The 13,016-nt window shown below is 46.2% G+C and carries 15 protein-coding genes; 4 read left to right on the top strand and 11 right to left on the bottom strand.

All coding sequences use genetic code 11. The features are described from left to right. Window positions 1–234: 234 nt before the first annotated feature. The 6 genes from arsA to ACO0KW_RS15185 form a co-directional block, all read right to left on the bottom strand. Window positions 235–2,001, bottom strand: a complete 1,767-nt coding sequence (gene arsA, locus ACO0KW_RS15160) for an arsenical pump-driving ATPase (RefSeq protein ID WP_423054111.1) — start codon at window positions 1,999–2,001, stop codon at window positions 235–237. A 52-nt stretch (window positions 2,002–2,053) separates the two neighbouring features. Continuing rightward, window positions 2,054–2,428: an arsenite efflux transporter metallochaperone ArsD gene (gene arsD, locus ACO0KW_RS15165; protein ID WP_423054112.1), complete on the bottom strand. Its 375-nt coding sequence runs from the start codon at window positions 2,426–2,428 to the stop codon at window positions 2,054–2,056. Between the two features lie 94 nt (window positions 2,429–2,522). Then, entirely contained in the window at window positions 2,523–3,002 is a 480-nt protein-coding gene (locus ACO0KW_RS15170; protein WP_423054114.1) for an arsenate reductase ArsC, read from the bottom strand. A 23-nt stretch (window positions 3,003–3,025) separates the two neighbouring features. Further along, window positions 3,026–3,703, bottom strand: a complete 678-nt coding sequence (locus tag ACO0KW_RS15175; protein WP_423054115.1) for an aquaporin — start codon at window positions 3,701–3,703, stop codon at window positions 3,026–3,028. A gap of 47 nt (window positions 3,704–3,750) precedes the next feature. Continuing rightward, complete coding sequence (locus ACO0KW_RS15180) at window positions 3,751–4,107, bottom strand: ArsR/SmtB family transcription factor (RefSeq protein WP_423054116.1); 357 nt, start codon at window positions 4,105–4,107, stop codon at window positions 3,751–3,753. A gap of 182 nt (window positions 4,108–4,289) precedes the next feature. Further along, window positions 4,290–5,351, bottom strand: a complete 1,062-nt coding sequence (locus ACO0KW_RS15185) for a LysR substrate-binding domain-containing protein (protein ID WP_423054117.1) — start codon at window positions 5,349–5,351, stop codon at window positions 4,290–4,292. Window positions 5,352–5,468: 117 nt separating this feature from the next. Here ACO0KW_RS15185 and ACO0KW_RS15190 point away from each other — a divergent pair, with 117 nt between their 5' ends. Continuing rightward, entirely contained in the window at window positions 5,469–6,047 is a 579-nt protein-coding gene (locus ACO0KW_RS15190; RefSeq protein ID WP_423054118.1) for a flavodoxin family protein, read from the top strand. A 131-nt stretch (window positions 6,048–6,178) separates the two neighbouring features. On the opposite strand, the gene ACO0KW_RS15195 is transcribed toward ACO0KW_RS15190, so the two are convergent. Further along, a complete protein-coding gene (locus ACO0KW_RS15195) occupies window positions 6,179–6,604 on the bottom strand; it encodes a hypothetical protein (protein WP_423054119.1) in 426 nt (141 codons plus the stop codon). A 171-nt stretch (window positions 6,605–6,775) separates the two neighbouring features. Next, complete coding sequence (locus ACO0KW_RS15200; protein ID WP_423054120.1) at window positions 6,776–7,033, bottom strand: hypothetical protein; 258 nt, start codon at window positions 7,031–7,033, stop codon at window positions 6,776–6,778. Between the two features lie 341 nt (window positions 7,034–7,374). On the opposite strand from ACO0KW_RS15200, the gene ACO0KW_RS15205 reads away from it, so the two are divergent. From ACO0KW_RS15205 to ACO0KW_RS15215, 3 genes are all read left to right on the top strand, one after another. Beyond that, window positions 7,375–8,646, top strand: coding sequence for a tyrosine-type recombinase/integrase (locus ACO0KW_RS15205; protein WP_423054121.1), 1,272 nt, complete (start codon window positions 7,375–7,377; stop codon window positions 8,644–8,646). Window positions 8,647–9,128: 482 nt separating this feature from the next. Then, on the top strand, window positions 9,129–9,638 hold the full coding sequence (locus ACO0KW_RS15210; protein ID WP_423054122.1) for a hypothetical protein: 510 nt from the start codon (window positions 9,129–9,131) through the stop codon (window positions 9,636–9,638). A gap of 500 nt (window positions 9,639–10,138) precedes the next feature. Next, a complete protein-coding gene (locus ACO0KW_RS15215; RefSeq protein ID WP_423054123.1) occupies window positions 10,139–10,459 on the top strand; it encodes a hypothetical protein in 321 nt (106 codons plus the stop codon). A 325-nt stretch (window positions 10,460–10,784) separates the two neighbouring features. Here ACO0KW_RS15215 and ACO0KW_RS15220 read toward each other — a convergent pair whose 3' ends face one another. The 3 genes from ACO0KW_RS15220 to ACO0KW_RS15230 all read right to left on the bottom strand — a co-directional run bounded on the left by ACO0KW_RS15220 (window position 10,785) and on the right by ACO0KW_RS15230 (window position 12,916). Continuing rightward, window positions 10,785–11,315, bottom strand: a complete 531-nt coding sequence (locus ACO0KW_RS15220; protein WP_423054124.1) for a hypothetical protein — start codon at window positions 11,313–11,315, stop codon at window positions 10,785–10,787. A gap of 12 nt (window positions 11,316–11,327) precedes the next feature. Next, window positions 11,328–11,675, bottom strand: coding sequence for a hypothetical protein (locus ACO0KW_RS15225; protein ID WP_423054126.1), 348 nt, complete (start codon window positions 11,673–11,675; stop codon window positions 11,328–11,330). 230 nt (window positions 11,676–11,905) lie between these two features. Continuing rightward, complete coding sequence (locus ACO0KW_RS15230) at window positions 11,906–12,916, bottom strand: tetratricopeptide repeat protein (protein ID WP_423054127.1); 1,011 nt, start codon at window positions 12,914–12,916, stop codon at window positions 11,906–11,908. Window positions 12,917–13,016: the final 100 nt, after the last annotated feature.

Here is a 13,016-nt window from a genome sequence, read left to right on the forward strand (position 1 = left end):
ACATAGAGGCTCAGTTGTTCCTCGTATGATAACCGATAAGTCCTCCTGCTTAAAGTTGGATTGTTTTTTATATAAAGACAAAAAAGATGAATGTCCCTTGCTTGTATGACGACTAACGCTCCCTCTCCCGCAAGCGGGAGAGGGTTGGGGTGAGGGAGGTTCAGATTTGGACAGTGCCATTCAGTTGCTGGTCATAAAGGACTTTTTGAGGGAAGACAAAGTTCTGAGTTGCCACTACTTCACGGCTGCATCATTCCTCAACAAAGCCTGCAAACGCGCAACCCCAACCGGTTCTTGCTCCTGCAAAGCGATGACCGCCCAGCGCGTAGCATGTTGCTCCGACACTGCCTGAATTTGTGCCAATTCATTGTGCGCACGTTGTTGCAATAAAGGCGAACTTGGATGCGCTAAGGCCAGGCTATTGTTGATGACCCAAGCCCAAGGTTCAATGCCTGCACGTCGCAAATCATGTTGTAAACCTGCCGCTTCCAGCACAGGCGTAGTTTCCGCTAGTGTGACAATGATGACCTTAGTTTGCTCGGGATCTTGTAGTTGCATCATGGGCGTATTAAAACGCATGCCGGCACTTTCCATTTGACGCGCAATTTCTCTGTGGTACGCGCCTGTTGCATCAAGCAATAACAAAGTATGCCCAGTCGGCGCGGTATCCATCACGACGAACTTTTTGCCTGCTTCGCGAATCACGCGCGAAAATGCTTGGAATACGGCGATCTCTTCCGTGCAAGGTGAGCGCAAATCTTCTTCTAATAAAGCGCGGCCAGCATCGTCTAGATGCTTGCCTTTACTCGCCATTACTTGTGCACGATAGGCTTCAGTCGCAGCTTGCGGATCAATGCGACTGACACTCATGTTTTCAACATCGCCACCCAGCGCTGCTAAGACGTGCGCCGCTGGATCTGACGTCGTTAAATGCACCGCATGACCTCGGCGTGCCAACTCGACCGCGAGTGCCGCGGCTACCGTGGTTTTGCCAACCCCACCTTTGCCCATGGTCATAATCAAGCCATGCCCATCGGCGGCTAAGTCATCAATTAGGCTAGAAAGATCGGGAAAGTTTGGCGTTACCGTGATTTCGCAGGGTGGTATCTCCACAGACGATATGTTCAACAAAGCACGCAGGGCAGGCAAGCCCACCAAATTAAAACCGAGCAAGGGGATGTGATCGGTTGGTGCATCCACCAGCACAGCCGGCATCGCGCTTAATGTGGTTTGTTCACGTTGCACGATGGCCGCTGCTAATTTATCATGCGCCGCTTCGGCTTCGGGCATGACGCCATTGATCACTAAGTACTGATGTTGAAATCCGATTGCAGCCAGTTCTTCATGGGTGCGTGCCGCTTCACGCAGAGCCGCTGTTTGCGCACGGGCGACCAAGACCATACGCGTGCGTTGTGGATCAGCTAAGGCGTCCACCGCAGCATGATATTGCTCGCGTTGCTTTTCTAATCCAGCTAGCGGTCCCAAGCACGATGCATCGCCTTTGCCTTCTTCTAAAAAATCCGACCATGCACCAGGCAATTGCAACATGCGTATGGTGTGTCCTGTCGGCGCTGTATCAAAAATGATGTTATCAAATTGACTGATCAAAGTCTGATTGGTAAGTAAGCCAGTGAATTCATCAAAGGCGGCGATCTCGGTGGTACAAGCACCAGACAATTGTTCTTCTATGCTGTTGACGACTGCATCCGGTAACACGCCACGGACCGGACCGACGATTTTATCGCGATAAATTTGTGCTGCTGCTTGTGGATCAATTTCCAAGGCAGACAGATTCGCAACCGCGCTGACTGGCGTGATGTGATTGCCTATCGTGATACCAAACACTTGCCCGACATTCGATGCTGGATCTGTGCTGACCAATAGCACACGCTTACCCAGATCGGCTAGATAGATCGCAGTTGCACAAGCGAGTGAAGTTTTACCCACGCCACCTTTGCCTGTGAAGAATAGAAATGCAGGGGTTTGTTCAAGAAATTTCACCAGCTACTCCAGTCGCAAAAAATGCATCCGTTCGGTAAAGCGAAGATCGAGTTTAACAGCTCTTACCTTCACCACAACAAGGCGCAGATGACGCACCGCTAGTGCTGGCAGCAATAGGCAAGATACTTAAACCCAACCAACGTGCCAACTCCGCCCGACGTGGATAGCGACTCGTGAGCGCAATTTCACCATCGAGCAAAATCAAGGGCAAGCCTTCTTGACCGGAACGCTCTAAAAAACTTTTCACGACAGCGTTCTCAGCAAATGCCATCGGCTGTTGTGCCAGATTAAAGCGCTCTATCAGCGCACCTTGCTTCTTCGCCCAATCGATATCCGCGGCAAAACTAACTAATTGTTGATCCGCATCGACACCGCAGACACCCGTATTGCAGCACATGGCGGGGTCAAATATTTGTAGGGTTTTCATATGGCATTTCCAATCGTGATGAATTGCGACAGCGTTGATTTACATTACAGCACAAAAGATGAGAAACACTTTGCGCTAACGCATGGTTGCTGGTTTAAGCCATGAGATTGGCGATCTTGTCCATTTCTGCCTTTAATGCAGATTTATCGCCTTGTAAGGTTTCTAACGGCAATGCGAAAAAAGCTTCGATCCGCGCACGTAGAATGCGATAGGCCAGCATAAAGCTCGCATCGATTTCGGCATCCGTACCCGTCGCATGGGCGGGATCTTCGACGCCCCAGTGCGTGCGTAACACCGGGCCCAAATAGGCAGGGCAGGTTTCGCCAGCCGCGCTCGCACAAACCGTAATGACGATGTCAGGTGTCGCCGGCAAGTTGTCCCAAGATTTGCTGAAATAGCCTTCGGTGTTGATACCTTCTCGTGCTAATAATGCTAACGAACGAGGATGCACTTGACCAGTCGGCTTACTACCTGCGCTCATCGCGCGCCAGCCGGCAGGTGCTAGATGATTGAAAGTTGCTTCGCCCAAAATCGAGCGGCAAGAATTACCTGTGCAAAGAAATAAAACGTTCATGATGAGTTAGTCTCTGTGAATAATTAATGAGTAGAAGATTTCGGATACAGCCAGTTGAATAGCACAGTCGCACAAGTAGCACCGACCAACTGCGCCAAAATAAATCCCGGTGCATCGATAGGACGTATGCCCGCAAAGGTGTCGGTCATCGCACGTGCCAAGCTCACCGCGGGATTGGCAAAGGACGTAGACGACGTAAACCAATACGCCGCCGTAATATAGGCCGCTACTGCAAACGGCGTGGTCGCAGGACGTGTGCGTGACGTGCTGATGATGACAGCGATTAAACCAAAGGTCGCGATGAATTCACTCCACCATTGTGATGCGCCAGTACGGACATGAGTTGATGCAAAAAATACCGGCAAATCAAACATTCCATGCGCCGCAGCGACACCGGCAAAAGCACCTGCAATTTGCGCAAGGAGATAAGGAAATACCAGCTGCGCAGGCAGATTTTTTTGCCAAGCCTCAGACAAGGTAACTACAGGATTAAAATGCGCGCCTGACAAATTGCCAAACATCAAAATTAGCGCAATCAGACCCGCACCTGTTGCCAGCGCATTCGCTAGTAAGGCGACGGCAGTGCTACCAGCGGAAAGTGTTTGCGCCATGATGCCTGAGCCGACTACGATCGCGAGTAAAAATGCGGTTCCTAAAAATTCAGCGACAATGCGTTTGAGTAGAGTGTTTTCTAATGACATAAAGAGAGTAAAAAAAAGAGGAATTAATCGGAAATCGGGTGATGAAATTAGGACTTCACAGCGGACTTGGCTACGGTCTTTTTTGCAATCGTTTTAGATAAAGACGCCGGCCCGCAAGGATTGCCGCCGCAACAACTCTCAGTCAGAAATCCTATTAAGTCATTCATAGCAGCGAAATTCGCCGAATAAATAATGAAACGTCCATCCTGTCGCGACACGATTAAGCCTGCGTGCGACAACTCTTTTAAATGGAATGACAAAGAAGACGATGGAACCTCAAGTTGCTCAGCAATCTTGCTGGCAGCCAAGCCTTCAGGGCCTACTGAAACCAATAAACGAAATATCGCTAGGCGCGATTCCTGTGCCAGAGCGGCGAGGGCGGTGATGGCGGATTTGGTTTCCATGGTTTGATCTCATGAGCTAATTAACTTCTATGATTCTACATCTGTCGAAATGTGGAATCAAGTGCTTATTTGCTATTGTTGATGAATTGAAGATTTTTGCTCAAGCGTAGGAGCACATGATTAGATGGAGATCGGTAATCTTGAAAAATACAAACACGTACTTCAATTTAGTGTACTAAATCTCAAGCTAATTTCCGCGAGCGACAAGTTGACAGTGTCTGCAAGGACAATGCAGCTTCTTCTCTAATCCATTGCACAAAAGCTTGAACATTCGCGCGTTGCGCATCTTGTTCTCGATAAAGTAACCAGTGCGAATAGGGATCACGACTACGTTCAGCAAGTGGACGAACCAGTTTCTTTTCTAATAAATCCTCGATGACTAACACGTCCAATGCCAAGCAAATACCATGATGCGATTTGGCGGTGTCGATGGCTAGATGTTCATGGCTGTAGAAAGGGCCTTTCTTAGTGTGATTGAGCAAGGTTTCTTGTTCACTTTCACTTAAAGCTTGGAATTCGGCGAGACTGTTCAACCAAGCTTGCCAGCGTTCGCCAACTTCACCGGTTTCGCGGTTGGGTGGTAGTGGCAAACGTAGCAGGGTTTGCTTAGTCAGATCGGTTAAATGTTGAAGCGTAGGTTGTGCAGTAGCTTTTCTAGCCCTTGTCGCGCTACGTAAATTGGTGGGGCTGCTTACCGGGAATAGATAGGTTTCCTCCCACAGTTTTTCAGCATGTAATCTCGTCTTTTTTCCGCTAACTGTATTTTGATCGTATCCACCTTTGCCATAACGTAGTACCACGTCGATGCTGGTATCTTTGATCAAATCATGGGTTTGATTCTCGGACGATAGTCGCAAATCAATATCCGGATATTGCGCATGAAAACGGCTCAGGCGCGGCACCAACCACTTTGCCGCGATCGAAGGTGCTGCACTCACTACTAAGACCTGATTATCGCGACGAAAGTCACTAGCCTGCTCTAAGGCCATTTGCAATTGCGCAAACGAGGAGCTCACTTGCTTGGATAATTGCTGACCCTTCGCGGTTAAATGCACCAAGCGATTTGAGCGTATAAACAGCGCGATCCCAAGATAGTCTTCTAAGGTCGCCAGCTGATGGCTGATCGCCGCGGGTGTTACCGAGAGCTCGTGAGCTGCCAGCTTAAAACTACCAAGACGCGCGGCAGCCTCAAAAGCGCGGATAGCGCCAAGCGGAGCAGAACGGATGTGGATAGATTTTGTCATGAGTTCAGTTTAGCAGAACTAATCCGAATCGCAAAAATCATCATTTGTCAGGTGGCGCAGCGACACCTACACTGCGACTCCATCAAGTATTTAATGCTGAATTATTTGGAGCAAGCTATGACAAACACACAGTCCCCGTCGCACCCACGTCGGTTTCTATTTTTACTCGCTAGCAGCAGAGCTCAAGGCAATACCGAACAATTAGCCCGCGTCGCAGCACAGTCATTGCCTGCCGAGGTCGAACAACAATGGATTAATCTGCATGACTACAACATGCCAGATTTTGTCGACCAACGGCATACGGGCGATGGTGAGTATCCTGTGCCTCAAGGCGCGGTGCGTGAATTACTCGATGCCACATTAGCCGCGACAGATTTGGTTTTCGTCACGCCACTATACTGGTACAGCCTTCCAGCAGCCGCCAAAAAATATCTCGATCATTGGTCCGGCTGGATGCGCGTACCTGGTTATGGCTTCAAAGAAAAAATGCGAGGGCGTCGTTTGTGGAATATCACGGTGACAGCGGATGAAGATCAAAGTTACGCGCATGCTTTAGTCGATAGCCTGCGTTTGACTGCTGGGTATATGGACATGCCATGGAATGGCAGTTTAATCGGCTATGGCAATCGCCCAGGTGAGGTCATGCAAGACGAGCGTGCGTTGGAACAAGCTGCGAATTATTTTGTGAGTGCGTAGGGTGGGCACGGCATCATCGTGCCCACGCGTTACGGTTGAAAAGGGTGGAGCGTATGTAGCTCATTGAGAGGTTTTGGTCGATCAATCAATGAATCCGCATGGGCACAAAAAGCGTGCCTACCCTACATGGCTTAATTGAAATTTCTTCCATCAATTAACTTTTTGATCGCGTCTAGATAGCGGTTAAAAGTCGCTGTGTACCCTGGCTTATTATTTGGCTTACCTGCCGCATCAGGATAACTATTGTCGCCAAATGTTTTGATTGCTTTTTCATCATACGAGATGTCGAGTGTCCACTGAGTGCCGTCTACTGCTCTAGATCGGAAGTGCGTTTGCCACTGCCAGATATTGAGATCATCGAGCGCTTGTCTGAATTCGCGCCATTGTTTTGCGGTAGGTCGTATTTTGATACGGCCCTTCCGAGTGACTGGTCTATTTGGATCAATATAAGTCAGAGTGCCATTGTGTAGTTCTAGGTGGTAATAGCCATCCATTGCTCCACCGATTGAAGCGCTGAAATGTTTCGGGATAACCGTTGATCCGATAGCAGAATTCATCGCTGAAGTTGCAAGCAAGAGTAAAGCAATAGCGTAGATTCTTGTAGATATGTTGTTCATGAAATGGATACGGGCGACGATGGAAGTACAAAGTAGTGATCGGCCATTCAAATATTTTATTAATTTTTGAATTTGCGAGGGAGCAAACGGCATACCCAATCTCTAAGGTGATTACGTTTGATCGAGTTCAATTGGGAATTTGCTTGCAATAACCCATTCTTCTTCAGTAATTTGTCTTTCAAATTCTCTTCGATTCCATGCTCGACTTAAATGCGAGAAAATATGTTGCAACTGTATTTTGAAATCAATCTCATCAAATTCTGGATCATTTTCTATTTCTGAAATTAAGGCAGTTAGATGTTCGCTTGCATCTTCAAGCTCGTACATCAAACCTGCCCATTCAACCGGACTTTTCTCTTTGTTTATCATGAGTAAGCGTCTTTACTTTCGTATTCTCCAAAGTTCATTTTCATGATTGAGCATTCATTTGAAATCAGAAAAAAGAATTCATGTGGTGGTGAGTGGCCGAATGCACGAGTACGTTTTGCGAAACTTGCTTACAATTTAAAGACTGTGGGCTTCTCCATCACATCAAAATAATATCGTAGTGGCTTTTGGGTGTTCTATTGCCATCTATTAGCGTCTACGGTTGATTGTAACCATTTGAATTTAAAAGAATTTTTAGTCTATTCTCGTCTATTGACGTTTCGTACTGTTGCTACTATATTGTGTAGCTAGCTGTGTAGCTACACAATATAATTAGTCAAATTATGCAACCTAAAAAAAGAGAAGTGCTCGAAGCAATTCAATTAAAGCACTGGCTACAAGCCGTGCAATCTGGCAAAGTTCCTACGCAAAAAGATCCTGTAACTAACCAAATTTTACCGCTTCCACTTCCGCTCGCAAAGTCAGATGGCGAGGGGCTTACTTTCACGCTTTCAAAATCAGGAACTGCAACGTGGGTCTTGCGTTATCGGTATGGTGGGCGCTCAAAGGAACTGACCATCGGTAACTACCCAGACATTGGTTTGTCTGACGCGAGGAAATACGCAAGAGAAAAAAGGGCTGAAATTGACAGTGGTAGTGATCCCGCATTTAATAAGCGCAAATCTAAGGCTTCTGTCCTAAAGGATTGGAGCGTGGCCGAATTGATTGAGGATTATCGAGGAAAGATTCTACAGGGTTTAAGCACAAGCACTCAAAGAAGCTATGGTCGCAATCTGATTCGTATCCAGTCGAAACTAGGAACTTATCCTGTATCGAAAATTGAATCCCAGGATATCGTTGGATTGTTAGAACAAGTAGGTGCTACTTGGTCAGAGTCAGTTATGCTATTAACTACCGTTAAGATGTTGTTCAGACATGCTGCGGGGAAAAGACTTATTCCGATGAATCCGTGTTCCGGGGTTGAGTTGAGTGCCATTATGGGACGGCGGCCAGCAGTTCGACGACGATTAATGTTAACTGAGGCAGAATTAAGACAGCTATTTAGCGCCACCATGCGACCTGAAAATCTTTTGGCTGTAAAGATCCTATTAGGTACGGCGGTAAGGTCTGCTGAACTATTTAGCGCAAAGTGGGATGAGATCGATATTGAAAAAGGTGTTTGGACTGTGCCGACGACGAAAACAGGTCTTGGTATGCAAATTCCTCTGTCTATACCAGTGTTAGATTGGTTTAAGGAATTGAAGCTCTTAAGTATTGGCTCTAAATTTGTTTTACCAGCTAGGGCAGAGAGTAGGAGAGAGCGATTCGGTGGGGATGCTTACATTAATCCGAACACGATTGGCTCCGCAATAGACTTCTGGCTTGCTGAGCACTCACCTGAGGTTCGGCGATTCACACCACATGATTTGAGATCAACGGCTAAAAGTCACATGCGTCAGTTGGGTGTCTCGCGTGAGACATCTGAAATGTGTCTCAACCATAAGTTATCTGGGGTTGAAGGTATTTACGATATTCACACGTATTTTGAAGAACGAAAAGCAGCGCTCGCGAAATGGGGTGATTATTTGAAGCAAATTGAGAGCGGTTTAGTTTGATAGTCAAATCGCCATTATGAATTCCCCGCGCTAGGCTGCATTTGAGTCGTTACAGTATGCAATGGCATCAAAAGTTTGCCAAAGCCGCTTGTCTGGCTGTTAAATGCACTCTCTGCGCATGTATAAATCAGCCGTCAAATGTCGATTGCTTTTTTGAGTTGAAATCGAATGTTTTGCTGATTTTTTTGAGCTAGATTGGTCAGCGATTTTAGCAAAGTTTTTGATTCATATTTCTCTCGTTAAACTTCGATAAACTATAGCCATCAAGCGTCTTTCGAAGTAATTATTCGTTGCTCGATACAGCACTTGATTCATTCTTGCGGCAACATTTCCCTGACTTGGCACATCGAATTCGTACGACGATGTTAATCCAGTTTTTCAGGATTCAAAATCTCACCCTCCTGTTTCACTACGTTTCTGAGTTCGCTAATTCTTAGCGGTGTGCTGCTGCATTCTTTTTTCGATAAAACAAGGAGTAATTTATGGCGACTTTGCCCACCACCGTTAATTCAACCAGTGCTGGATTTCAGCCTGCCTTTAAATATGTAGGTACTTCAGATAGACATGCTTGCGCTTTGGCATCCATCGCCATCATCTGTTCTGTCAGCTTTGATGATGTTCGCCTTCAAGCAGAAAATTTTGGCATGCCAAAGACCGGACCTTATTATCAATGGATAGATGCTGATTTCATTGCGAAGCTCTTGGCACATTTTGGATGGGTGGCTACCGTATGGAAGGAGTGCGCGAACGTTGCAAACTTACCTGATCTTTGTATGGCATTGGTGGATTATGATGTCGACTGGGAAGTTGGACGTTTTGTTGTCATTCATAAGGCAAAATCCACGCATGATGCGAAAATCATTCAGTATGCGATTGATCCAGCGGCTACAGAGCTAAAGCAGCAGATTCGAACGGATCTTAACGTACTAAAGCCTGCATGGTATATCGGAGCACATCCAATGAATAAGGTGACTGTAAAAGCCGGGAAGTAAATATTTCTTTAGACAGAGGCTAAGGTCAAAACGCGAGTCTTATTCTGTCGCAGTATCAATGCCCGGGATTGGACTCAATAGTTTTGCTATCGTAAATTTCAAAAAGGTTGCTATGTAAATGTTGCCCAAAAGGCGCATAGCGTTCAGCCATGTGAAGCTGTTTTTGAATGCTGGCGAAGACGCTTGGTAGTTTAAGCTGCAGCCTATTCGTGAAATCTAGCAAAGTTATTTGTCGTTCGATCAGGTCAATGCAGCACCGTAACTAGTATTACGGCGTGCAAAGCGCCATAGCAATCGACTAAATGTATCCACGGCAGTAACGATTTACATGTTCGCTAATCCCGCTGTGTTTGTGCATTTGTCTGTTTTCCTTTTTCTTTCATTTCCCCATTCAATCAACTGGCACAACTCGCATTCCGAGTCGGCATTGTTGCCGAATTTTGCGCGCTTGCTGCCGTTCGCCAGTCTTGCATGGACACTTATCATCCGAGGTAAATTTCATGACTATAGAGAAAAATAGCATCGTTCAGGATAGCGTTATTTGTTCAGAGTCCCCATTGTTTAATCTCGGTTCGGTTGTCGCTACACATGGCGCAATTGATCTGCTGAAACAACATAAGGTCGATGCTGAGCCTATGCTGTGGCGACACCAGCACGGAGATTTTGGTACAGTTTGTGCGGAAGACGTACAAGCGAATTTAGAAGCGATCAAATTTGGATCACGTGTTCTGTCTGCATATTTGGTTGGTGATCAGCAGATGTGGATTATTACTGAGGCGGATCGTTCATCGACTACGTTTCTTCTACCTAGTGAGTACTAAGATGCCAAATTTCAATCAGTAAAATTCTTGCGCAATCACGCAATATCCGTCGCCGTTACAACCACTTAGATCGCCACATTTTTTGTGCATAGTATCGATATTTATCGAGAACTCTTTGTGGATTGTGACGGCTTTTTCATTTATAGCTGACTAGCGAAAAGCCACCATTATCGCTAGCTAGTAATTTCAAAACCGCATGTGTAATTGAGTGAAAGTTGTATTGGCAATGTCGAATGACTCAGTATAAGCATGCTTTTGTTTGACTCCATAATTGCAGTGCTACTGATTTCAACTGGTATGTGATTCAATTTCTACTGCAATTGTTTTAAGCTGACGGAAAATTTAGCTGCGAAAAATTACGTCCACTTTGAATAGCTCTACGCTCAATTTCTGCCGCTGATGCTAACCAACCTTTTTGTTCCAAGAATAGTAAAAATGCTCGTGTACTAACCTTGCGACAATTGGTCGGTACTAAAAAACTGGCTCTTGCGATTTTATGATCTTCGAACAAAAATACGCCAATCGGCGGTGGATCAATCAATGCAAAGTCACTCATTGCTTCCTGTATGGCGAGTTCACCGAGGTTCGATTTTCTTGGAGGAACATTACCCATTTTTTGAATTTGCTGGAAGTGCTTTAGTGTTTTTGTTGGTACCACATGTAGTTTATTTGTGGTCACCCAAGCTTCAATCGCATGGCTTGTCGGTGTTTGATTACGTGTGACTTCGTGCATCACCATGTCCACGATTTGTACTGACCATCCTGGCATGAAAAGCACATCAAGTGCGTCAGCATATGCAAGCGTAATTAGAGGGCCAGCATCTGGCAATAGGAGGATCTTTGAGTTATCTTTCATAGGCTGCTTTAATTACGGCGCTAGCGCATGTAAGCTAGCTATCATTTCTTGCGTTGCGGATTCAGGTAAGCGAGGCATAGGAAGATGTGCCTGTGTCATAAGTAAGAACAGGTCTTCTTGGCTATCGATCCCCAATGCAGCCATTGCCGCGTGGTCATCCGACCGCCCTAAAGAGAAATCAAGTAGGGTTTTAAAATTTTGATTCCCCGAGACCTCAGCGGCTTCAAATGTTTCTACTAAATGCCTCAGTTCTGCATTGAATAATGCGTTCACTGATGTATCCGATTTGGCCGCAATGACTTTGGCACGCTTGAGTAATTCACGATCTACAGCGCCAGTAAAATTAACAGTTCCTACCATGATAAGCTCCAATGATTTAAATGCACATAAATAAGTGTAGCACATATTTATGTGCTGTTGAATGTGCTGGGTGTATTTGTGATGCTCTCGTCTTTGTTATTTATACGCCGCTTCCTAGCATTCTAAAAAAAGCGGGGCGTATTTGTACATATTCGCTTTGAGATATGGAGATTCCCCGCCATGTGAGCGGTCTTAAGAATTAACTATGCAACAACGTTAAATCAAGGCTATCAGGGGTGAGATGTATGTGTCCAAGGCCAAATCAACTGGCCTCGCCGATCCTTGCGTTTTGTGATGATACTATTTGATAGCGTGTCGTCGATGTTACCCGTCAAAAGACTTTCCTGTTTTTTGATCTTCACACGCATTGATGCGTCGGTTTCCCAAAGTATCGTTTCCTTGCATTCCATGATTGCTGCACGCTCAGCCAATACTTTCGGATGATTAAACAGCCAGCGAGTAAAAGCATAACTTTCCGGCTGCGTATGCCAGAACATGCCATACATTTGAATGTAATCGCATGCGACATCAGGTTGCGCCAGATTAGTACTATGCCAGATGGCCAGTGGTGCAGGATTCGGATTGCCACTAAGGATTTCTGCGATGTAGGGATTGGCAATGAAACCTTGGCGCAGCGCTGTTGCAGCGGCAATCCAGTCTTCGCGGATCATGTGGCACAGCGCAAGCTCATAAAAATACGGAGGATAGTATTCAGCTTCTGTCTCAAACACGCGCCGCGCTTGATCGTAGTCGCCAGTACGCAATGCCTCAGACCCAAGTAAATATCTGACGCCTTGATTGTCGTTTGGATTCCGCTCAAGCATCTGCGAAATGAGCGTTACCGCGTCCCGATGGCGGCGCAGTCGCATGGTTGACAGTAAAGCCATGTGCATGGCACGGAGATACGGGCGATTGTCGATGTGCCCCCATTCGATGCGACCATTAAAACCCTCTGGGATGTGGCGATTCGCGACACTTAATCCAAGCAGAGCAGCATCAAGAGCTTTTTTGGGTTTACCTTGTTGATGCCAGTGAATCGCAATGTGGGCGTACACGTCAACGAAATCAGGTGCTTTTGCGATTAGCCTATCCAGTGCGGCAAGGTAGGGCTTATCACCGAGTTGGCCGGATTGATGCACGTCGAGTAGACCATCGAACTCTGTGAGTAGGTCATCATATAATTCGTCTGAATAAGAAAATGCACCGGATTCGGTGTCGATAATTTCAAACTGTAATGGCATATCGTGTTTGCAATCTGTATCTGGGAGCTAAGTGACAGGCCAGTGACGGTCTGTTTTTATCGGCATTTTTCGGAGTGTACATGGTACCGCGTTCTGATCG

Origin of the sequence: Undibacterium sp. Ji22W (assembly GCF_049340305.1) — a bacterium.
Classification (GTDB): domain Bacteria; phylum Pseudomonadota; class Gammaproteobacteria; order Burkholderiales; family Burkholderiaceae_D; genus Undibacterium.